The sequence below is a fragment of the Streptomyces vilmorinianum genome (genome assembly GCF_005517195.1).
In the GTDB taxonomy this organism is placed as follows: domain Bacteria; phylum Actinomycetota; class Actinomycetes; order Streptomycetales; family Streptomycetaceae; genus Streptomyces; species Streptomyces vilmorinianum.
The window spans coordinates 18,610-40,461 of sequence record NZ_CP040244.1; the positions used below are offsets into that span (position 1 = coordinate 18,610).

The following is a 21,852-nucleotide window of genomic DNA, read 5'->3' on the forward strand; positions in this document are numbered from 1 at the left end:
GTCCCGACGAGGGCGCCGCGTGCCTCACCGCCGACGCGCAGGGCGCGGCGCTCGGCGTGTGGCGCCGGGACCTCGCCGACCAGGGCCAGCTCTGGCGACTCGTCCCGGCGGGCCAGGCCGGCCGGCTCCACTCCCGCGGAGGCGGGTCGTCGTCACGGCGCGCCGGATCCACCACGCGATGACGTACAGGGCCAGGGCGCAGATCAGGCCGGCGCCCGCGCCTTTCGCCGCGTCGGAGACCACGCCTTCGACGGCGACGCTCAGCGGCAGCCCGGTTGTCGCCGCGTCCGGGCCGGCGAGCCACCACCCGGCGTGGGCGACGGCTCCGGCGAGCGTGAACAGAGCCATGGCGAGCAGGACACGGCGCCGCGTCGCGCTGCCGTGCCCGGTGTGGCCGTCGTCCGCGCGGAGGTGGGCTCGCCGGCGCCACGCGTACAGGGAGAGGGCGACCAGGCCGCCGACGGTGCTCATGTGCTGCAACGTCCGTGCCCAGGTGAAGCCGCCCACCAGAGTGGAGGAGAGCCAGGGCACATGGGTGACCACGAAGCCGTTGTGGTGGGTGAAGGCGTCCCAGACCAGATGGGTGGCGATGCCGATGAGGGCGGACAGTACGAGCCACCAGGCTCGGCGTGTCAGCGTGGGGACCGCGCGGGGCGTCGATGGGGGGAGGGAAGTCCTCAGCAGGGACGCCAGGGGGAGCCGACCGACGTGGAACAGGCCCCACAGCGCGAGGGCGTACGGCAGGGTGACGGTGATGGCGCCGAGGGCGGTGTGCGTGGTCGTGGCGTTGAGGAACGGTTCGTACCACGACTGAGCGCTGACGGGCAGGCCGGCGGTGCCGACGAAGTAGGGCATGTCCGGTGCGACGGCTCCGGCGACCAGTGCGGTCCGGCTGAAGGGCCGTCGCATCAGAGGCAGCACGGCAGCGGGGTGGGACAGGGTGAACGGCATGAGTGGCGTCCTCTTCACACGGGACCAATAGTCCGTTGAGCGGAATGATACGTCAAACGGACTGTTGTGGCTTCAGGCGCCGCTGTGCTTGGTGTTCGGGTGTTCGGCCTCGGTGGGCGGGCTCAGCGGAGGGTGCGCCCGGTCCGCCCCAGACGACCGACGAGAGGGGCGATCGCCGCAGTGGCCGACAGAAGGGCTGCCAGAAACGCGACAGCGGTGGCGTCGCCCCGTACGACGGTGGAGGCGTGGGCGAGCAGCGGCGGGGAAGCCAGGAGCATCGCCCCCAGTTCAAGGCCGCCTCGTGATCCACTGCGCCAGGTCAGCGCGACACCGGCCGCGGCGAGGACGAGCAGCGGCCAGCAACCGTAGTCGGTGCTGACCCAGGGCACCGCGTGCGCGTCGACGGCCGCCCGCGGCACGACCGCCAGCGCGATCACGGCGCCGGCCGTGCCCGCCCGCCCCGCCGAGACGCTCTCCAGGCGCCGGTCCGGCGGGCACGCGAGCACCACGGCCGCCGCCAGTCCCATCGCGGCCGGGGTAACGACCGGGTCGCCGAACGCCGGCCCGCTGACCACCGCGGCCACCGCGAAGGAGAACAGCCCGGCCACCGTGCACGGCACTCCCCCACGCCATCGGCCCGCCAACGCCGACACCGCGCCCACGCACACGATCAGCGAAGAGACGAGCAGCACCCCCCACGCCCCCGACAGCTCGGCTCGGAGCTGCACCCCCACCGGGGCGGGCGAGGAGACCAGGGCGATGTACCAGCGCAGCAGGTGAAGGCCGCAAGCGGCAGCCGAGGCGGCCAGAGCGAAGGGATACGCCAGAGCGAGAACCCGCGCGACGGGAGCGTCCGACCCCACCCCCATCCGGATCCTCAACGCGTGCGCGGCCAGCGCCGCGCCCTCTCGCAGCCGTGAGCCCAGCGGCTCGCCCGCGGTCATCTCGGAAAAGGTCGCGGCGATCTCCGGGCCATGGGCTCGGCGGTAGCCGGCGGGATACAGCCTCAGCACATGCTCGATCACGTGGCGGCCGCCGACGGCCGTGTGTCGGACAGGCGACGAGTGGCCTCCCGCGCCGTCGCGGCCAGGCGCTCGGCCTCCACCGCCAGCCGCTCCCGACCCGACGGGGACAAGGTGAAGATCCTCCGGGCCCGGCCGTCGACGACCTCCTCACGTGCGACGTCGATCAGGCCCTCGGCCAGCAGGCGGTCCAGAGCCCCGTACAGCGCACCCGTACGCAGCACGACGCGACCGCCGGTCATCGCCTTGACCTCCTGCGCGATGGCGTACCCGTGCCGGGGTGCGTCCGCGAGGGCTGTCAGCACCAACAGGGTCGGCTCTTGCATCGCGCGTTCACTCACCCCCCGAAGATAGTCACTCCGCCGGACCATCTCAATGCGGTCGGCTGTGCTGTGGGCCCGGACCCCTCCGAGGCCGTCGGCGGATACGCCCGCGGCGCGGGAGACCGCCCGCCCCGCCGGCCGGCCCTGCCGATCACCCGGGGCCGACACCCATGGCCACGCGCTGTCACCTTCGCCCTACCCGTACTACCGCCGGCCGCACCGCTCCGCACGCACAGCGATGATCGCGTTCGGCCTGTCTGGAGCAGGGCGCGCCAAGGGGCCGCTCCGACGGAGGCAGGACCGGCCGCTCACGTCGTACGTGCAGATGAGACAGCGTCCAGAGGTCGCGCCCCGCCCTGTCGGGAGAGTGGCCGGCCGGTTGGATCTGCGGCCGATGCGAATCCGTCGGCCGTATTCTCCGAGGTCGTCGTCCACACCGAGCCCACCGGGACCGGCTACATCACGGCCCGCACCCACAAGTACGGCACGGGCAAGCTTCCCATCGAGCTGGCCGACGGACGGACCTTCACCCTCGACCTGGACGAGCTGCCCCGGCCCGAGCCGGAGACCGGCGCTCACTGACCGAACCGGTGCTGGGGCCTGCTCGCGTGAGCTGGTCACATTCCACTCCATGACCATGGCACTGGGTGACACGGACAAGGCGTGCGATCGTCGATACCGACACCGCGGGTCAGTCCCTTGCAACGCCGAATCGCTCTGGGGGAGTGTCATGGATGTGGGGATTCTCGGGCCGCTCGCCGTCCGTCTGAACGGGCAGTCGATCGTGCCCAGTGCGGGTAAGCCCCGCCAACTGCTCGCGCTGCTGGCCATCAGAGCCGAGCGCGTGGTGACCGTGCCGACGCTGATGGAGGAGATCTGGGGGGACGCGATCCCCAAGAGCGCGGCCACCACACTGCAGACGTACATCCTTCATCTGCGCCGGAAGGTGACCGCGGCACTGCGGGGTGGGGACGCCAAGGAGGTGCTCACCACGTGCTTCGGGGGGTACCGGCTCGCCGTGCGTCCCGAGGACAGCGATCTGCGGGAGTTCCAGTCGCTGGCGAGCCGTGGGTCGGTCGCGCTGGAGGCGGGGGACGCGCGGGCCGCGTCCGTGACGCTGGAGCGGGCGCTCGGGCTGTGGCGGGGGCCGGCGCTGGTGGATGTGCCGGTCGGGCGGGTGCTCGGGGTCGAGGTGCTCGGGATGGAGGAGCAGCGCACCCGCGTGCTCGAGCAGCGGATCGAGGCCGATCTGCTGCTGGGGCGGCACGCCTCGCTCCTGGCCGAGCTGCGGATGCTGGTCGCCCGGCATCCGATGAACGAGAACCTGGCCGCCCAGCTGATGACCGCGCTGTACCGCTCGGGCGGGGTGTGGCGGGCGCTGGAGGTGTTCCAGGAGCTGCGCAGGACGCTCATCGAGGAGCTGGGGGTGGAGCCCTCGCACCGGTTGCAGCGGCTGCACCAGGCGGTGCTCTCCGGTGAGCCGGAGCTCGACCTGGACCTGGAGCTGGAGACGCGGTACGCCGGGCTCCGTCTGATGCGTGCCGGAGGCTGAGGCGCCGCTCAGACCAGCCAGCCGGACTCGTGCGCGATGCGCACGGCGTCCACTCGGTTGCGGGCGTTGAGCTTGGTGACCACCGAGGTCAGATAGTTGCGGACGGTCCCCGTGGACAGGTGCAGCCGGGCGGCGATCTCGGGGGCCTCGTCGCCCTCGGCGGTGAGGCGCAGCACCTCCAGCTCGCGGTCGGTGAGCGGGCTTTCGGCGCTGTCCCAGGCCGCGAGGGCGAGCTGGGGGTCGATGGCGCGATGGCCGGCCGCGATCCGGCGTACGGCCTCGGCGAGGTCTTGGGGGGAGGCGTCCTTCGGCAGGAAGCCGGCCACCTTGGCGTCCAGCGCCCGGCGCAGGACGCCGGGGCGGCTGAGGCTGGTCAGGATGAGGGTGCGGCAGGAGGGGAGTTCCTCGGCGAGGAGCGCCGCTGCCGTCACGCCGTCGATGCCGGGGAGCCCGATGTCGATGATCGCCACGTCGGGCCGGTGCTCCAGGGCGGTGGGCAGGATTCTGTCGCCGCGCTCGACCTGCGCGACGACCTCGAGGTCGTCCTCCAGGCCCAGCAGCGCCACCAGAGCGCCGCGGACCATCCCCATGTCCTCAGCCAGCAATATGCGTATCACTGTGGTGAATCCCCCCAGGTTCGACCGTATGCACACTACACTTGTTTACTTCTGTGCTGTTTCCTTCCGGTTATGGCCGACTCTGTCAAGTGCAGGGGTGCGCGGGCGGTCATCCGGAACCAGCCGTCGTCGCTCAGCTCCGTGGTGAGGCTGCCGCTGACGCGGCTGAGGCGGTGGGTGAGGTTGTCCAGGCCGGTGCCGCCGGGTTCGTCCGCCTGACGGGGCGTGCGCTCCGGCCCCTGGGGGCCGCCCCCGTCTCCGGGCTCCACGCCGTCGTTGCCGAGGCTGAGGGTGACCACGCCGTCCTTCTCCCAGCACCGGATCGTGCACTGGTGGACGCGGCTGTGCCGCAGCGCGTTGGTGACGCCCTCGCGCAGCACGGTGGCGAGCACCGTGTCGATCTGCGGCGGCAGCGGGCCTATGTCGATGGCCGTCACCACCTCGATGCCGGCCGCCTCCAGCATCGAGCGGGTGGCGGCCGCCTCCTCGCGCAGCGACATGTCGCGGTAGCCGGTGGCGACCTTGCGTACGTCGGCGAGCGACTGGCGGGACAGGGCGAGGATGGAGTCGGTCTCGGCCAGGGCGCGCTCCGGCATGTCCGGCACCAGGCGGCGGACCAGTTCGGTCTTCAGGGTGATCGCGGACAGGTTGTAGCCGAGTAGGTCGTGCAGGTCCCGGGAGAAGCGGAGCCGCTCGCCGGCCACCGCCAGCCGGGCCAGGTCGGAACGCTGTGCGTGCAGGCGGGTCACCAGACCGGTGAGGCTGCTCAGCCCGAACACCACGAGCCCGGTGACGAGGGTGGCCTCCAGCGTGTAGACGCTGTCGAGCACGCTCCGGTCGACGACGAAGGCCGAGTACCCGAACAGGGACAGCCCGATCGCCCCGTACAGCGGCCACGCCACCCGGCTCGGGAGGAGCAGGAGGACGGAACCGGCCAGGAAGCCGCACATCGCTCCCCAGGCGAGATGAAACAGCGCGAGCGGTAGGAAACAGAACGCGGCCTGCAGGACGAGGGTGGTGACGCGGCATCGGTACGGGCTCTGCCGGGCGTGGGGCCTGGAGTGCACGAGCTGGAGGCCGAACACCGCGAGCAGGGCGAGGAGTCCGACGCCGCTCTCGGCGGGTGACATGCCGGCGTCGAGGATGTTCACGGCGGTGACCAGGGAATATCCGGCCATGGTGGCCAGCAGGACCGTGCGGGCCAGTCGGGGAGCCGGCACGGCGGAGCCCTCGTGGATGAGGTTCGGGGCGGTGCCGTTCAGATCGTCTGACTGCTGTTCCGTTGAGTTCATCAGGCGTGACGACTTCTCTGTGGGGGTAAAAACATACCGGAAGGTATCGCAGTGCCGATCAAGGGCATCGGACCACGCTGTCCGGTGCCGAGGTCGGCTCCGACCTCGGTGAACAGCCCCCGAAGCGGGGCGGATTCCCCGCCGCCCGGGGATCAGACGAACAGCGGTTGGGGATTGAGGAGTTCGTACGGGGTGGGGGCGGCGAGCCGGCCCAGCGCGACCGGCACGTCGAAGAGACGGCCCGGCGCGAAACGTGGCCAGAACGGGCGCATACCGGGAACGATGACCTTCATCACAGGGAGCCCGATGTCCGGTCGGGTCTGGTCCAGGACCAGGACGTCGAGACCCCGTTCCCCGGCGAGCGCGGTGAGCGCCGCCACGTCGTCGGCGAGGTCAGCCCGCGGGGTGTACGTCCAGCTGCCGGGGCCGCTCGGCGCGTGGTGCGGGTCGGGCAGCAGATGGGGTTGGCCGGCGACGGTGGCCGTACGCCACCAGGCGAGCGCCTGGGGATCGTCCACGGTGTAGCCCGAGCCGTCCGGGCGCGCGTCGAGGACCGCGGGCAGCAGCTGGCTCATCTCGGTGAGCGCGCGGCGCACCGCGATGCGCGGGTCGAGATGGGCGCCGAAGCCGAACAGCACGTCCTCGGACGGGCGGTCGGTGCGCCGGGACAGGGCGGCCACCACCGGGATGCCGAAGTCGGAGGTCAGGTCCAGCGCCCAGACCTCGCGGCCGAGGGAGCGGTAGCCCGCGCGCAGCGGCTCGATCCATGTGTCGCCGGCCGCGGCGAAGGCGTCGAGATCGCAGGCGGGGGCGAGGGTGCGGTTGTACCACCACAGGGCGACCGCGTCGCGTTCCACGAGTTCCAGGAAGCCCTGCACGAAGGCGTCCTCGCGGCTGGAACCGGCGGCGTTGCCGTTGGAGTCCGCGCGCAGCGGGGCCGCGGGGTCGGCGTCGAAGTAGAGGAGGGAGGTGGGCAGCAGCCGCTGGGTGCGGGAGGTCAGAGACCACACGGGAGTCCAGTCGAGGAGCGCGTCCTCGTGGAAGGGACGGCCGACGTACTGGAACGGGGAACCGGCCGCGTTCCAGGTGTCCCGCTCGCGCAGCTGACGTGGGTCGTACAGCCGCACCGTGTCCGGGTGGACGGCGGCGGGGCCGAGCGCGCGGAAGCTGTCGCGGACCACGGGCTCGTCGCCGTGCCGGGAGCCGCTGTAGCGCTCGACGGCCTCGCACAGGGCGCTGATCGTGGCCTCCTCGGGCGTCAGGCCCTTGCCGCCGCTGAGCGCGCGCAGCCCGGCGCTGTGTCCGGCCAGGGTCGACGCCCGCATCGCCAGGTTGTGACCGGAGAGAAAGCTGTGGGTGAAGGCGGGGCTGCGCGGGTCGCGCCGCACCTCGCGTACGACGCCGGTGACCGGGCCCACCAGATGCCCGTACCGCTCCAGCATCTGACGGGGGGACAGGGCGCGGTGGCCGTTGCCGCCGTCCGCCGCCTTGGGGCGGGACCGCGGGACGAACGGGGCGCGCACCTGCGCGGCCACGAGCCCGGGGTCGCCGCAGGCCGGGCACTGGGGCCGGCGGGTCACCGGGTGGCGGGCGGAGTCGAGAGTGAGGGCGTCCAGGGTGTGGAGGGCGTCGCGGGTCGGGCCGGGCACGCCGGCCAGCCACTTGGCGGTCTCCAGGACGGCGGTGTGCAGGCCGGCCGCGCGGCTCGCGGCGAGCGAGGCGTCGGGCCGTGCGACCGGGTCCGTACTGCCCAGAGCGCGATGCAGGGGCGCCTCGGAGCCGCGCTGGAGGCGCAGGCGCTCGGCGAGGCAGTGCCAGCAGGGGCCGTCGCCGGGGCGCAGGACCGGGCCGGTCCACGCCTCGGGGCCGCCGGGCTTGGCGAGGATCCAGGGCCGGCCGGCGGCGCGCTGCCGGGCGTCGACCTCGGCGAGCCGGGGGTCCAGGTAGTCGGCGCAGAGGACCAGGGTGACGTCGGCGTCCTCCGCCCGCGCGCCGGGCGGCGCGACGCCGAGTCCGGAGGAGGCGCAGGCGGCCCGCGCCTCCTCGGGGGAGACCGGGCCGTCGAGAACGAGGATCCGTACGGCCTTTTCGGCGGGTGAATCGGCGGGTGAATCGGCCGGTGAATCGGCGGGTGAGGCTGTAGCGGCCAGATCCCAGAAGGCCTCGGCGGAGAGGTCGGGCGCCCGGCTCGAGGCCGGGGTGGCGTGGGCGCGGAGCAGGTTCGCGGACCAGAGTTCGGCGAGGGCGCGGCGCAGCTCCTGCGGGCCGGCCCCAGGGGTGCCGGTGGCGGCGGCCTCCCGCAGCACCTGGTCGGGGGTGCGGGTGCCGTCGAGCAGGGGGGCCAGCGCCTCGGCGGGGGCGCCGCGCACGGCGCGGACCCCCCTCCCGGAGACCAGGTAGACCGCCTCGCCCGTCACGACGAGGCTGCGCAGATGGCTGCGCCAGCCGATCCGCGGTCCGCCGTCCCCGGACACCGGTCCCCCCTGCTCGTGCACCGGGACGTCAGGCCGCGACGGCCTCGGCCGGCTCGGGAGCCAGGACGCAGAGGGTGAACAGCGCCGTGGCGTCGGCGGGGACCGTGTCCAGGTCCTCGATGGTCAGCGCGGCCGAGGCCTGCCCGGGGGCCGGGCTGAGGACCGCGGCCCAGGCGGGGTTCTCGGCGAGGACGTGGTTCATGGGGGTTCCTTCCAGGAGTCTTCCAAGAGGACGTACGGCTGAAGGTGCCGTGACGCAGCGCCTGGCTGGATTGTGCGAACACCCGGTGATCGCCGACCAGTGATCCCGTCACGAATCGGATGTGACGGATTCACACCCGGGCGCGGGCACGGACCATGTCGGCGATGGCGAGCGTCACGTCGTGCGGCGCGGGCAGGCCCGCGATCTCCCTGCTCAGCTCCTCGGTCCTGGCCTTGTACGCCGGGTCCTCGAGCAGCTCCCGGCAGGCCTTGGCCACGTTCTCCGGGGAGTCGTCCTGCCCCGCGGTGAGCATGATCGCGGCGCCGTACTCCGCGAGCCGGGCGGACATCCCCACCTGCTTCGGCATCGCCGGGATCACCAGCTGGGGGACGCCGCACACGATCGCGTGCAGCATCGTGTTGCCGCCGGCCCGGTGCACCAGCAGGTCGCAGGTGCGCAGCACGACGTCGAGCGGCAGCCAGCCCGCGCGTACGTTGTCCGGCAGATCGCCCAGGGCGTCCGCGATCTCCTGCGGCGCCGCGATGAGCAGCTCGACGTCGAGCCCGGCGACCTTCTCCACCAGGGCGGACAGGGCGTCCGCCTCGTAGTCGGCGGTGACCCGGCTGCCGGCCGAGACGAGGACGCGCGGGCGGTCGCCCTTGGAGTACATCCAGGGCTCCAGCGCCCGCTGGGTGTTGAAGGGCACGTACCGCATGAACTGCGCGGGCCCCGCGTCCGGGCGGCGGGCGCCGGGCGGGCAGATCTCCACGTACATGTCCGGCTCGGGGATCGCGGCGAGGCCCATCTCCTCCAGCTCCGGCGCCAGTTCGGCGGCGGCGGACAGGTCGATGATGGACGGCTCGCCCATGTTGAGCGCGTGCCGTACCCAGGGCAGGCCGAAGCGGTGGGCCACCAGCGGGGCGGCGTACGAGAGCGCTCCGGCGACCAGGACGTCCGGCTGCCAGCGCTCGACCAGCGGGAGCAGGCCCTCCATGCTGCCGAGGGCGAGACGGGCCATGCCGCGGCCGTTGAACAGGTTCCGCTCGTGCGGGTCCTTGGGGATCTCCAGCGGATTGCCGTGCCGGTCGCGCTGCATGAAGTCGAACATGGTGCGCGAGGTGATCGGGGCGCCGGGCAGGCCCGTCGCGGCGACCAGCGGCATCACGTTCTCCGTGGCCCCGACGATCACCTCGTGGCCGGCGTTGCGCGCCGCCAGCGCCAGCGGGGTGATGGGGAAGACCGCCCCCGCGCTTCCTCCGGACACAAAAAGGAATCTCATGGCCGCGGACGCTAGGAAGCGGGGGTCGAGTGTTCCTGGAGCGCTGCTGGAAGCGGTACGAGGGCGGTTGGAAGCGGTACGAGGCGGGCTGGAGGCGGTGCGAGGGGTCGCTGGAAGCGGTACGAGCGGTGCGGGAAGCCGTACGAGCGGGAGCGCGAGGGGCTCTTGAGCCGGGCCCTAGCGGGGCGCCGCACGATGACGCTTGACCTCCAGCGCACTAGAGGTTTCATCCTGGTCCGGACGCAGCGGCCCGACCTCCCCCCCGACGTCCCTTCCGAATCCGAAGGAAGAAACTCCCGATGACAGACACAGCGAAGCCGGGCTCCCCCGCGCCCGATTCCGGTGCCGACGCGGTGGACAAGCGCAGGATCCGGCTGATCATGACGGGCCTGCTGCTCGGCCTGTTCATGGCCGCGCTCGATCAGACGATCATCTCCGCGGCGCTGCGTACCATCGCCGATGACCTGGGCGGCCTCTCGGAGCAGGCCTGGGCCAACACCTCGTACATGATCACCTCGGTGATCACGACGGCGCTCTACGGCAAGCTCTCCGACATCTACGGCCGCCGGCCCGTCTACTGCACCGCCGTCGGCGTCTTCGTCCTCGGCTCCGTGCTCTGCGGCCTCGCCCAGTCGATGACGACGCTCGCGGTGTTCCGCGGCATCCAGGGCATCGGCGCGGGCGGTCTGATGAGCCTCGCCTTCGCGATCCTCACCGACCTGGTGCCGCTGGCCGAACGCAGCCGCTACCAGGCCTGGTTCGGCGCGGTCTTCGGCGTCTCGGCCGTCATCGGTCCCGTCGCGGGCGGCTTCTTCGCCGGGCTCGACTCCTTCCTCGGCGCGTCCGGCTGGCGCTGGGCCTTCTTCGTCAACGTCCCGATCGGCGTGGCCGCCGCGCTCCTCATCGCCGCACTGGTGCGCACCCAGCCGAACCGCACCCGGCACAAGTTCGACATCGCGGGCCTGCTCGCGCTGATCGCCTGCCTCCTGCCGCTGCTCTTCGCGGTCGAACAGGGCCCGAAGTGGGGCTGGACCGACACCGGGACGTTGCTCCTGTTCGGCCTCGGAGCGGTCGGCCTGGTGCTCTTCCTGCTGGCGCAGAAGCGGGCGGCCGACGCGGCCCTGCTGCCCACGCCGATGTTCCGCAACCCGCTCTTCTCCGTCTACAACGGGGTCAACGTCCTCGTCGGCGCCGCCGTGTTCGGCGCGCTGTCCGTCCTGCCGCTGTACCTCCAGATGGTCAAGGGCCTGTCCCCCACCCAGGCCGGCCTGATGATGCTGCCGCAGACGCTCGGCATCGTCGCCGCGGGCCGGATCGCGGGCCCGTACGTCACCAAGTCGGGCCGCTACAAGGTGGTGCTGCTGACCGGAGTGGTGCTGATGGTCGCCGCGACCTTCTGGTTCGGCACGCTCACCGTGGACACCGCGCTGTGGCTGACGGGCGTCGCCGCCGGGGTGATGGGCTTCGGCATCGGCCTGTGCTGGCAGGTCATGCTCATCGCCATCCAGACGGGTGTCGCGCCGCAGTACATGGGCGCCGGCATGGGCTCCTTCACCTTCTTCCGCCAGATCGGCGGCACCGCGGGCATCGCCGTCTTCCTGTCGATGTTCTTCGGCGCGGTCGGCGAGAAGGTGGCCGCCGCCTACCGCGGCGCCGCCTCCGACCCGGCCTTCACGGCGGCCGCGAACGACCCGGCCGTGACCGGGCAGGCCGCCAACAAGGTGCTGCTCGGCGCCCGGGACGGCGCCGTGCCGATGGACGACAGCTCCTTCCTCGACCACGCCGACCCGCGGCTCGCCAAGCCGTTCCTGGAGGGCATGGCCGAGGCGATGCAGACCGTCTTCGTGATCAGCGGGGTCATGCTCCTGATCGCCCTGGTCCTCGCGGCCGTACCGAAGGAGAAGCGCCGCGAGCCGGCCGCAGGGGCGCCGGGCGGCGCCAAGGACCCGGGGAAGCAGCCCGCGGGCAAGAACTGACCCGCCCACCACTACCGACCCGCCCACCACTACCGACCCGCCCACCACTGGTGTGCCGCCCGCCCCACCGGCGGGCGAGCACGCCCCCGTACGGACGCGTGCTCCTTCCCCCGTGTACGCGTCCTCGAAGGGGGCCGGCCCGTGCCGGCCCCCTTCTCCACGTTCCCGTACGGGGACATCAAGCCCTGTACGGGGACATCAAGCCGGATCCAGCTGGATTGGACCGGCCCTCTAGGTCGGCTTCCCAGAATCGATCCCGTAACCAAGGCCAGGGCCGAAGGTGGGAGTGAAGGGTTGCCATGAAGGCGCTGATTCTGTCCGGAGGGATGGGGACCAGATTGCGTCCCTTCACCTATTCCATGCCCAAACAGCTGGTGCCCGTCGCCAACAAGCCGATCCTGGTGCACTGCCTGGAGAACGTCCGCGCCATCGGTGTCGAGGACGTCGCCGTCGTCGTCGGTGACCGCGCCGAGGACATCCGCGCGGTCGTCGGGGACGGTTCGGCCTACGGACTGAACGTCACCTATCTCCAGCAGGAGGCGCCGCTCGGCCTCGCGCACGCCGTCGCCATCGCCGAGGAGTTCCTCGGCGAGGAGGACTTCGTGATGTACCTGGGCGACAACGTCCTCGCCGAGGGCATCGCCGAGTCCGCCCGCGCGTTCCGGGCCGAACGCCCCGCCGCCCGGCTGCTGCTCACCAAGGTGGCCGACCCGCGCGCCTACGGTGTCGCCGAGGTCGACGCGGCCGGCCGGGTCCGTGCGCTCGTCGAGAAGCCGCGGCAGCCGCGCAGCGACCTCGCCGTGATCGGCGTGTACTTCTTCACCGCCGCCGTGCACGAAGCGGTCCGGGCCATCGAGCCCAGCGCCCGCGGCGAGCTGGAGATCACCGACGCGATCCAGTACCTGGTGGCACGCGGGGACCGTGTCGTCGCCGACGAGTACACCGGCTACTGGAAGGACACCGGCAGCCCCGACGACCTCCTGGACTGCAACCGGGTGCTGCTCCGCGAGATCCACTCCGCCGTACGGGGCGAGGTCGACGCGGCCAGCACGCTCGAGGGGCCCGTGGTGGTCGAGGCCGGGGCCGTCGTGGAGCGCTCGCACCTCGTCGGGCCGCTCGTGGTGGGCGCCGGCAGCGTCGTGCGCGACAGCGAGCTCGGCCCGTACACCGCCCTCGGCCGCGACTGCGTCCTGGAGGACGCCGGTATCCGGGACTCGATCGTGCTCGACGGGGTGTCCATCCACGGCGTGCACGGCCTGTCCGGCTCGCTCATCGGCCGCTCGGCCGCCGTGCGCACCGGCGAGGCCGCCGGACGCCGGCTCATCATCGGCGACCACACGCAGGCGGAGGTGGCGGCATGAGCGCCGACGGCGTGAGCATCGGCGGCATGAAGATCCTGGTCACCGGCGCCGCCGGGTTCATCGGCTCGCACTACGTTCGCGAGATCCTCGCGGGCACCTACCCCGAGTCCGAGGACGTCCACGTCACGGTCGTCGACCGGCTCACCTACGCGGGCCGCCGCGACAACCTGCCCGAGAGCCACGACCGGCTCGACTTCGTCCACGGCGACATCTGCGACCGCGCCCTCCTGGACCGCGTCGTCCCGGGCCACGACGCGATCGTGCACTTCGCGGCCGAGTCCCACGTGGACCGCTCCCTCACCGGCCCCGGCGAGTTCGTCCGTACGAACGTCATGGGCACCCAGCAGCTCCTCGACGCCGCCCTGCACGCCGGGGTGGACCGGGTCCTGCACGTCTCCACCGACGAGGTGTACGGCTCGGTGGACAGCGGCACCTGGACCGAGGAGAGCCCGCTCCTGCCCAACTCGCCCTACGCCGCGTCCAAGGCCTCCAGCGACCTGATCGCCCGCGCCTACCACCGTACGCACGGGCTCGACGTCCGCATCACCCGCTGCTCCAACAACTACGGGCCCCGCCAGCACCCCGAGAAGCTCATCCCGAACTTCGTCACCCGGCTGCTGACCGGCCGGAAGGTCCCGCTGTACGGCGACGGCCGCAACGTGCGCGAGTGGCTGCACGTGGACGACCACTGCCGGGCCCTGCAGCTGGTGCTCACCAAGGGCAGGGCGGGCGAGATCTACAACATCGGCGGCGGCAGCGGCATGAGCAACCGCGAGATGACCGCCCGCCTGCTGGACCTCCTGGGCGCGGACTGGGACATGGTGCGCCATGTCGAGGACCGGCTCGGACACGACTTCCGCTACGCGATCGACGACTCCAAGATCCGCGAGGAGCTGGGCTACGCGCCCCGCTGGTCGATCGAGAGCGGACTGGGGGCGGTCGTGGACTGGTACCGCGACCACCCCGACTTCTGGCGCACCCCGGCCTCCTGACGACCGTTTGTCATCACCGTCGTCCGGCCGTCACCCGTGCGTCCGCGTCACCCCATTCCTCCGCCGGCACCCGCCGGCGGACAGCTGTCGACGAGAACGGAAACCCATCACCATGTCCGCACTGCGCAGCCGTGCCCGCACCGCCGCGATCGCCGTCCCGCTGGCCCTGGCCGGTGTCGCGGCCACCACGTCCGGCGCCCAGGCCGCTCCGGTGAAGACCTACTTCGACTGCCGGGTCGGCACCGTGACCGGTCTCGCGTACTCCACCTACGTGGACGCCGTGGCCCCCGCGACCGTCCGGCCCGGGGCGACCTTCGACGTCACGCTCGACCCGGCCCCGATCACCCCGAACCCCGCCTACAACAAGGAGGTCAAGAACGTCGCCCTGCAGTTCAAGCTGCCGGCCGGCGCGACGGTCGTCTCCTACGAGGTCGCCGACGGCGGCGCCGCGGGCACCCCGGAGCTGCAGATAGACGGGACGAAGGCCGTGCTGCGCGCCGCCGGCCCGTACGTCGCCAACACCCCGTTCGACCTCCCGAAGGTCACCATCAAGCTGAAGGCCCCCAACACCCGGGCCACCCTGGAGACCCGCTTCGGCGGTACGTCGCACGACGACCCGGGCTTCAGCTGGACCTTCATCTCCCCGAACTGGACGGGCGAGGCCCAGCTCGCCTGCTGGCCCGACCAGCCGATCGCGCTGACCAAGACGCTCGTCAAGTAGCCGCCCCGCGCGGCCGCCGCGCGCCGGCCGGCCCCCGAGCGGGGCCGGCCGGCGCGTTTTCCGTGCGCTTGACCTCCAGCGCACTCGAGGTTGCAGCCTGTGGAGGTAGATCCGGAAGTGGGGAGAGAGCGTCCGTGAAGATCGAGATCTGGTCCGACATCATGTGCCCGTGGTGCTACATCGGCAAGGCGCGCCTCGACAAGGCGATCGAACGCCTGGAGGGTTGTGACGGCGGTCGTGACGGCGGTCGTGACGGCGGTCGTGACGGCGGTCGTGACGGCGGTCGTGACGGCGGTCGTGACGGCGGTCGTGACGTCGAGGTGGTGTGGCGAAGCTTCGAACTCCGTCCCGACCAGCCCCGAACGCCCGGTGCCACGCTCGGCGAGATGATGCGGGAGAAGCTCGGACTCCAACCCGGCGAGACCGTCGAGCTGTTCGAGAAGATCCGCGTCCTGGGCGAGGCCGAGGGCCTGGACATCCGGCTCACCGGCGTACGCCCCGTGAACTCCTTCGACGCGCAGCGCCTGGTGCACCTGGCCGCCGAGGACGGACTCGCGCACCGGATGAAGAGCGAGCTGTTCCGCACGTATCTGACGGAGCAGCAGAACGTCGCCGACCACGAGGTCCTGCTGCGCACCGCGACCGGTACCGGGCTCGACGCCGGCCGCGTCGCGGCGGTCCTGGCGGGCGACGCCTACGCCGAGGACGTCCGCGAGGACGAGCGTGCCGCGGCCCGGCGCGGGGTGACGGGCGTCCCGAGCGTCTTCGTCGACGGCGTACGGGTCACCACCGGCGTTCCGTCCGTGGAGCAGCTGCACCGGGCCCTGGTGGAGGCCGGCTGACATGACCGTCGCCCGGCCCGCGTACCACGTCACCGAACTCACCGTCGGACAACTGTCGGCGCGCAGCGGCGTCGCGGTCACGGCCCTGCACTTCTACGAGTCCAAGGGGCTCATCAAGAGCCGCCGTACGCCCGGCAACCAGCGCCGCTACACCCGGGACACGCTGCGCCGCATCTCGGTGATCCGGGTGGCGCAGCGCATGGGCATCCCGCTGAGCACGGTCCGCGACGCGCTGGCCGAACTGCCCGAGGAGCGCACGCCCAACCGGGACGACTGGGCGCGGCTCTCGCAGCGCTGGCGCGCGGATCTCAACGCGCGCATCGAGCAGCTGCTCGCGTTGCGCGACGGGCTGGAGGACTGCATCGGCTGCGGCTGTCTGTCGGTACGGGACTGCCCGCTGACCAACCCGTACGACGAGCTCGGCGAGGAGGGGCCCGGGCCGCGCAGGCTCCTGCGGGAGCCCACGGGCGCGGCGGCCCGCGGCAGACAGCGCCCCGCATCCGCGCCCGCGCCCGTGCCCGCGCCCGCGCCGGAGCCGTGCGGCGGCGTGAGCACGAGCTGCCGGGACGGTACGACGGAGTGAGGCGTACGAGGCGGGGGATGCCCTCGCCTCGTACGCCTCGCTCGGTGTGGTCAGTTCTCGCCGTGCGGCGGGCGCGGGGCGTGGAGTTCGCGGGCGTAGGCCTCGGCGGCCGGGGTGAAACCCAGGACGATGTGGCCGGCCGCGGTGTGGGCGTCCCGCCAGTGGCGCTGGAGCGGCGCCGCGTCCTGATGGGCGCGGGTGCCCGCGGAGGCGAACAGGCGGTCCACGGCGGCCGTGGCGAGTTCGGCCGCGAGCGCGCAGTCCCGGCTGTTGCGGGCCACGTCCATGGCGGTGACCTGGCCGGTGTCGGCGGTACGGGCCGCCGCCTCCAGGAGCAGCGCCGCTGTGTCCGCCTCGCCCGCCGCGCGGCCGAGGACGACGGCCGCCGCGCTCTCCAGGCCGCCGGAGGCCGAGGTGTGGCGGGGCGCCGTGCCCTCCCGCCAGGCGGCCAGGGCGGCCCGCGCGGCGCCCAGGACGGGAGCGGCGAAACACAGCCCGTTGACGGCCTTGAGGGGCACGCGGTGGCAGGGGGCCTCGGCACCCTCCGTACCCTCGGCGAGGCCGGTGGCCACGGCGTCACGGGTGAACGTGAGCTCGTCGGGCACGAACACCCCGTCCACCGACAGCGTGTTGCTGCCGGTGCCGCGCATGCCGACCGACGACCACGTGTCCTCGGTGCGCCAGTCTCCGCGCGGCACGGCGAAGAAGCGGGCGGTCGGCCGGTCCTCGGTCGTCATCGCGCAGACCAGCGCCCAGTCCGCGTGGTCCACGACGCTGACGTAGGGCCAGGTGCCGTTGATCCGCCAGCCGCCCTCCTCGCGGCGGGCCCGGCCCAGCGGCATGAGCGCGCCCACGATCAGGGTGTCCGGGCCGCCCGCCCAGATCCGCCGCTGCCCCTCCTCGGGGAGGTAGGCGGCCATCCGGCCGAGGGAGGCGGTCAGCGACGCGGCCCAGGCGGCAGAGGTGCACCCCTCGCCGACCACGGACACCGCCCGCACGATCTCCTCGAAGGTCCCGGCCTCACCGCCGTGCCGGCGCGGTACGAAGTGGCGCGCGAAACCGGCGTCCAGCATGGACCGCACCACCTCCGGGGCGAGCCTGCGATCGCGCTCGGCGGCCCCCGCGTGCTCCGCGGCGATCTTCGCGACATCGGCGGCCGCGACCACCACGGCGGCGGAGTCGATGTCGATGCGGGACGTCGTCCGCCGTGCCGTCAACTGCTCAGTCGGCATCCTGGTCTGCTCCTTGTGACAGTGCCTGCGTCGGGTGCTCTCCGCGTCAGCCTCACGCGGGCCGCTCGAGCGGGACTACAGGCCGCCCTGGAAGGCTGCCGGGCCCGGCCGCAGCCCTGAAGGAGACCTCGACATGGCCCGTTCCACCCCCGCGCCGCGCGTGCTCGTCCTCGGCGGCAGCGGCTTCGTCGGACGGCATGTGTCCGCCGCGTTCCTGGCCCGCGGCTGGGAGGTGCACGGCTGGTCCCGGCGCGCCCAGGGGGCCGCGGGGGTCACGGCGCGCGCCGTCGACCTCGTGCGGGCCGCGCCCGGACGGCTCGCGGACGAGCTGGCCGCGCTCGCGCCGCAGGTCGTGGTCAACGCCGCGGGCGCGGTGTGGGGCGCGAGTGACGCGGAGATGGCGGACGCCAACGAGGACGCGGTGGCGCGGTTCGTGGCGGCCGTGCGGGCCGTACCGGCTCCGGGTGCGCCGGCGCCCCGGCTCGTGCAGCTCGGCAGCGTCCACGAGCACGCGGCGGCGACCGTCTACGGCCGTACGAAGGCGGCGGCCACCGCGTGCGTGACGGAGGCGGGCGGCACGGTGCTGCGGCTGCCGAACCTGCTCGGCCCCGGCATGCCCGAGGGCAGCTTCCTGGGCGGGGTCGCCGCGCGGCTCGCCCGGGCCGCCCGCACCGGCGAACCCGTGACCGTGACCGTGACCGTGACGGCGCTCGCGCGGCGCGAACGCCGCGAGTTCCTCGACGTACGGGACGCGGCCGACGCGGTGCTCGCCGCCGCCGGGCCGCCCGCCGCCCCGCGGGTACGCGGCCGGGCCCTGGATCTGGGAACGGGCCGCCCCGTCGGCGTACGGGAGCTGCTCGACACGCTCATCCGGCTCAGCGGCGTTCCCGCGCGCGTCGAGGAGCGCCTCCCGGAGCCGGGGCGGACGCCGCCCGGCGGCCTGTCCGGGCTGGGCCGGGGCCCGTCCCACGAGGTGGCGGGGGAGCTGCTGGGCTGGCGCGCGGTGCGCGGGCCCGAGGAGTCGCTGCGAGGGCTGTGGGAGGCGGTGGCCGGGGCTTCCAGCGGGCCTCGAGCGGCGGGCGAGCGGTCGGCGAGCGGCGGGCGAGCGACCGGCTAGTGGGCGGCTAGTGGGCGGCCCCAGGGTGACGGGGTCCGCGGCGGCACGTCCGCGCCCCCGCTTCTGTCAGTCACTCAGTCACTCAGCCGGTCAGTCACTCAGCCGGTCAGCCCAGTCGGCCCAGCCGGCCCAGCGAAAGGCCAACGATTCCGATGGACGCGGAGAAGACGCAGATCCTGGCGAGGGTGCGCGCGTACCACCAGGCCACGGAGGACCGGGAGTTCGTGCCGGGAGTGACGCCGGTGCAGCCCGCGGGCGCGACGCTCGACGCGAACGACCGGGTGGCGCTCGTCGAGGCGGCGCTCGACCTGCGGATCGCGGCCGGCCCGAGCAGCCGGCGCTTCGAGCGGGAGTTCGCCCGCTACTTCGGGCTGCGCAAGGCACACATGACCAACTCCGGCTCGTCGGCGAACCTCCTCGCCCTGACCGCGCTGACCTCCCACACGCTGGGTGAGCGCAGGCTGCGCCCCGGCGACGAGGTGATCACCGTGGCGGCCGGGTTCCCGACGACGGTCAACCCGATCATCCAGAACGGCCTGGTCCCCGTCTTCGTCGACGTCGAGCTCGGTACGTACAACACGACCGCGGAGCGGGTCCTCGCCGCGGTCGGCCCGAGGACGAAGGCGATCATGATCGCGCACGCGCTGGGCAACCCGTACCCGGTGGCCGACATCGCCGCGATCGCCGAGGAGCACGGCCTGTACCTCATCGAGGACAACTGCGACGCGGTCGGCTCGTACCACCGGGGCCGGCTGACCGGCACCTTCGGAGACCTGACGACGACCAGCTTCTACCCGGCGCACCACATCACCACGGGCGAGGGCGGCTGCGTCCTCACCCGGAACCTGGCGCTGGCGCGGATCGTGGAGCAGCTGCGGGACTGGGGCCGGGACTGCTGGTGCGAGCCGGGCAAGGACAACACCTGCTTCAAACGCTTCGACTACCAGCTGGGGACGCTGCCGCACGGCTACGACCACAAGTACATCTTCACGCACCTCGGCTACAACCTGAAGGCCACCGACATCCAGGCGGCGCTCGGCGTCAGCCAGCTGGCCAGGCTGGACGCCTTCGGCAAGGCCCGGCGGGCCAACTGGCAGCGGATGTACGAGGGCCTGGCGGAGGTCCCGGGGCTGCTGCTGCCCCGGGCGACGGAGCACAGCGACCCCAGCTGGTTCGGTTTCGTGCTCACCGTGCGGCCCGACGCGCCCTTCACCCGGCGCGGCCTTGAGGAGTTCCTGGCCTCCCGCGCCATCGGCACCCGGCGGCTGTTCGGCGGCAATCTGACCCGCCACCCCGCCTACCACGGCCGCGAGTTCCGGGTGGTGGGCGAGCTGACCAACTCCGACGTCATCACCGAGCACACCCTGTGGGTGGGCGTCCATCCGAGCCTGACGGACGCGATGATCGACCATGTGTCGGGCAGCATCCGCGAGTTCGCCGCCGCGGCGCGCCGCTGAGCCGACCCCTCGCCCCGAGGCCGCGAGCTCCGGCGTCAGCCCAGCCGGCGGACCGCCTCCGCGAAGATCTCCGGGACGGCGGGCAGCGCGTCGAGCGCCGCCAGGTAGCGGGCGCGCCCCTCCGCGAGCCGGGCTCGCTCCCCGGGATCGTTCAGGACGGCGTCGAGGGCCGTCACCGTGCCCTCGGTGTCGAGGAGTTCGGCCTGCCGGAAGGTCTCGGTCAGCGGGTTGTCCGTGAGCAGCGGCCGGACGACGGAGTTCCAGCGCAGGGGCCACATGCTGTACGGGGCGAGGGCGTCCGGTCCCTCCGCGTGCGGGCCGCTGTGGCCGACGTACACCGCGGGCAGGTCCGAGAAGACCGAGCGTACGAGTGCCGAGGCGGGCACATGCAGGGAGAGGACGGCGTCCGAGGCGTCGAGGAGGTCCCGGTAGCGGTCGGGCGGGCAGGACGGCACCCGGTGGGTGCGGTCGGCGGGCAGCCCCTCGAGACCGTCGAGGTCGGGTCCGACGACCAGGAAGCGGGTGGTGGCGGGCAGTCGGCGCAGCGCGGCCGTGACGTGCTCGGGCACTCGCCGGGCGAGGCCGCGCGTCACCGGGTCCTCGACCGACTGGGCGTGGCGCTGCCAGCCCGAGACGGACAGCGAGAGCAGCCGGTCCTCGTCGCGCACTCCCAGGGAGGCCCGTACGGCGCGGCGCGCCGCGGTGGTGGGGCGGGGCAGCGGCCGCATGAACGGGTAGACCAGGCCTCGGCTGCCGGGCCCCGGGTCGGGGCGGGCCCAGGGCGCGGGCCGCAGCGCGACGGGCATGCCGAGGATCCGCCGGTCCACCTCCAGGCCGAGCCCGAAGTGGTCGATGCGGAAGTCGGTGTTCTCCCACTCGTACAGGTCGAGCGGGATCACCGGGACGCCGAGCCGTTCCACGAACCAGGGGTCGGTGCGGTAGACGCGGTGCATCATCAGCCAGTACGAGAGGTAGTCGCTGAGCACGATCACGTCGGGCCGCTCGGCCCGTACGGCGTCCTCGATCACCGTGCGGACACCGGCGCCCATCGACGCGTCGATGACGGTGCCGGGCACGCCGGCGGCCGTGAGCTGCGGCGCGTTGTGGGTGTCCACGACGAAGTGGGCGGTGATGCCGGCGGGGGCCAGGAGCCGGGCCAGGCCCAGACCGGTGGTGACCTCGCCGTGGGTGCCGACGACCGGCGCGAGGAACAGCAGCTTCATGGTGTCCCGTTCTTCCCGTGGGGGGTGGGGGTGGGGGTGTCCTGGGGCGCGGTGGCGGGCCAGCGCGGGAGGATGCCGCGCTCCAGCGCCGTGCGCAGCGACGGCGCCCGGGCGTCCTTCTCGGACAGCAGCGGAGGCTCCTCGTAGCCCCAGGGCAGCGCCAGTTCGGGGTCGAGCGGGTCGATCTCGAACTGGGTCCCCGGCACGTGCGCGGTGGACAGGGCGTAGGAGATGCAGGTGTCGTCGGTGAGGGCGAGGAAGCCGTGGCCGAGCCCTTCGGTGACGTGCACGGCCACCCCGTTCTCCGGGGTGAGCAGGGTGCTCGCGCTCTGCCCGAACGTCGGCGAGCCGACCCTGAGGTCCACCACCATGTCGCGCAGCGCGCCGCGCACGCAGGTGACGTACTTCGCCTGGCCGGGCGGGATGAGCACGCCGTGGACGCCGCGCAGGGTGTTGCGGCGCGAGGTCGAGTAGTTGATCTGCCGCACCTCGAAGGGGCGCCCGACCGCCTCGCTCACCAGGTCGGTGCGGAGCGACTCGAAGAACGCGCCGCGCGGGTCGGGCCACTGGTGCGGGGTGATCACGTACGCGCCCGGGACCTCGCGGATCTCTCGGATGTCCATACCTCGGTGCTCC

The 21,852-nt window shown here is 72.9% G+C and carries 20 protein-coding genes; 9 read left to right on the forward strand and 11 right to left on the reverse strand.

From position 1 onward, the window contains the following. Positions 1–24: 24 nt before the first annotated feature. The 3 genes from FDM97_RS00085 to FDM97_RS00095 form a co-directional block, all read right to left on the reverse strand. On the reverse strand, positions 25–951 hold the full coding sequence (locus FDM97_RS00085; protein ID WP_137988227.1) for a DUF4184 family protein: 927 nt from the start codon (positions 949–951) through the stop codon (positions 25–27). Between the two features lie 122 nt (positions 952–1,073). After that, the gene (locus tag FDM97_RS00090) at positions 1,074–1,895 is read right to left on the reverse strand and encodes a hypothetical protein (RefSeq protein WP_137988228.1); all 822 of its coding nucleotides are present in this window, start codon (positions 1,893–1,895) and stop codon (positions 1,074–1,076) included. 77 nt (positions 1,896–1,972) lie between these two features. Then, on the reverse strand, positions 1,973–2,314 hold the full coding sequence (locus FDM97_RS00095; protein ID WP_137988229.1) for a PadR family transcriptional regulator: 342 nt from the start codon (positions 2,312–2,314) through the stop codon (positions 1,973–1,975). A gap of 712 nt (positions 2,315–3,026) precedes the next feature. Between FDM97_RS00095 and FDM97_RS00105 the strand changes: the two genes are divergently transcribed. Continuing rightward, positions 3,027–3,848: an AfsR/SARP family transcriptional regulator gene (locus FDM97_RS00105; RefSeq protein WP_137988230.1), complete on the forward strand. Its 822-nt coding sequence runs from the start codon at positions 3,027–3,029 to the stop codon at positions 3,846–3,848. Between the two features lie 8 nt (positions 3,849–3,856). Here FDM97_RS00105 and FDM97_RS00110 read toward each other — a convergent pair whose 3' ends face one another. From FDM97_RS00110 to FDM97_RS00125, 5 genes are all read right to left on the reverse strand, one after another. Further along, entirely contained in the window at positions 3,857–4,465 is a 609-nt protein-coding gene (locus tag FDM97_RS00110) for a response regulator transcription factor (protein ID WP_137988231.1), read from the reverse strand. 35 nt (positions 4,466–4,500) lie between these two features. After that, complete coding sequence (locus FDM97_RS00115; protein ID WP_137988232.1) at positions 4,501–5,757, reverse strand: sensor histidine kinase; 1,257 nt, start codon at positions 5,755–5,757, stop codon at positions 4,501–4,503. Between the two features lie 152 nt (positions 5,758–5,909). Next, complete coding sequence (locus FDM97_RS00120; RefSeq protein WP_254705437.1) at positions 5,910–8,231, reverse strand: TOMM precursor leader peptide-binding protein; 2,322 nt, start codon at positions 8,229–8,231, stop codon at positions 5,910–5,912. 28 nt (positions 8,232–8,259) lie between these two features. Further along, positions 8,260–8,433 (reverse strand): hypothetical protein, encoded by a 174-nt coding sequence (locus FDM97_RS35615; RefSeq protein ID WP_175438986.1) that lies wholly within the window; start codon positions 8,431–8,433, stop codon positions 8,260–8,262. Between the two features lie 130 nt (positions 8,434–8,563). Next, positions 8,564–9,697 (reverse strand): glycosyltransferase, encoded by a 1,134-nt coding sequence (locus FDM97_RS00125; protein ID WP_254705438.1) that lies wholly within the window; start codon positions 9,695–9,697, stop codon positions 8,564–8,566. 314 nt (positions 9,698–10,011) lie between these two features. Here FDM97_RS00125 and FDM97_RS00130 point away from each other — a divergent pair, with 314 nt between their 5' ends. From FDM97_RS00130 to soxR, 6 genes are all read left to right on the forward strand, one after another. After that, positions 10,012–11,688: an MDR family MFS transporter gene (locus FDM97_RS00130; RefSeq protein ID WP_137988235.1), complete on the forward strand. Its 1,677-nt coding sequence runs from the start codon at positions 10,012–10,014 to the stop codon at positions 11,686–11,688. 299 nt (positions 11,689–11,987) lie between these two features. Continuing rightward, positions 11,988–13,049, forward strand: a complete 1,062-nt coding sequence (locus FDM97_RS00140; RefSeq protein WP_137988236.1) for a glucose-1-phosphate thymidylyltransferase — start codon at positions 11,988–11,990, stop codon at positions 13,047–13,049. 26 nt (positions 13,050–13,075) lie between these two features. After that, positions 13,076–14,041 carry a dTDP-glucose 4,6-dehydratase gene (rfbB, locus tag FDM97_RS00145; RefSeq protein ID WP_137994572.1) on the forward strand — a complete coding sequence of 322 codons (966 nt, stop codon included), beginning with the start codon at positions 13,076–13,078 and terminating at the stop codon, positions 14,039–14,041. Positions 14,042–14,153: 112 nt separating this feature from the next. Then, positions 14,154–14,762 (forward strand): hypothetical protein, encoded by a 609-nt coding sequence (locus FDM97_RS00150; RefSeq protein ID WP_137988237.1) that lies wholly within the window; start codon positions 14,154–14,156, stop codon positions 14,760–14,762. 134 nt (positions 14,763–14,896) lie between these two features. Beyond that, complete coding sequence (locus FDM97_RS00155) at positions 14,897–15,604, forward strand: DsbA family oxidoreductase (protein ID WP_137988238.1); 708 nt, start codon at positions 14,897–14,899, stop codon at positions 15,602–15,604. A 1-nt stretch (position 15,605) separates the two neighbouring features. Beyond that, positions 15,606–16,187, forward strand: coding sequence for a redox-sensitive transcriptional activator SoxR (gene soxR, locus FDM97_RS00160; RefSeq protein WP_137988239.1), 582 nt, complete (start codon positions 15,606–15,608; stop codon positions 16,185–16,187). A gap of 50 nt (positions 16,188–16,237) precedes the next feature. On the opposite strand, the gene FDM97_RS00165 is transcribed toward soxR, so the two are convergent. Then, a complete protein-coding gene (locus tag FDM97_RS00165) occupies positions 16,238–17,419 on the reverse strand; it encodes an acyl-CoA dehydrogenase family protein (RefSeq protein ID WP_137988240.1) in 1,182 nt (393 codons plus the stop codon). 133 nt (positions 17,420–17,552) lie between these two features. Here FDM97_RS00165 and FDM97_RS00170 point away from each other — a divergent pair, with 133 nt between their 5' ends. Next, positions 17,553–18,536, forward strand: coding sequence for an NAD-dependent epimerase/dehydratase family protein (locus FDM97_RS00170; RefSeq protein WP_137988241.1), 984 nt, complete (start codon positions 17,553–17,555; stop codon positions 18,534–18,536). Between the two features lie 152 nt (positions 18,537–18,688). Beyond that, positions 18,689–19,993, forward strand: a complete 1,305-nt coding sequence (gene rfbH / locus FDM97_RS00175) for a lipopolysaccharide biosynthesis protein RfbH (RefSeq protein ID WP_137988242.1) — start codon at positions 18,689–18,691, stop codon at positions 19,991–19,993. A gap of 35 nt (positions 19,994–20,028) precedes the next feature. Here the strand turns inward: rfbH and FDM97_RS00180 are convergent, their stop codons facing one another. Continuing rightward, a complete protein-coding gene (locus tag FDM97_RS00180; protein ID WP_137988243.1) occupies positions 20,029–21,216 on the reverse strand; it encodes a DUF6365 family protein in 1,188 nt (395 codons plus the stop codon). Further along, on the reverse strand, positions 21,213–21,839 hold the full coding sequence (locus FDM97_RS00185) for a dTDP-4-dehydrorhamnose 3,5-epimerase family protein (RefSeq protein ID WP_137988244.1): 627 nt from the start codon (positions 21,837–21,839) through the stop codon (positions 21,213–21,215). The genes FDM97_RS00180 and FDM97_RS00185 overlap by 4 nt, the downstream gene beginning before the upstream one ends. Between the last annotated feature and the right edge of the window lie 13 nt (positions 21,840–21,852).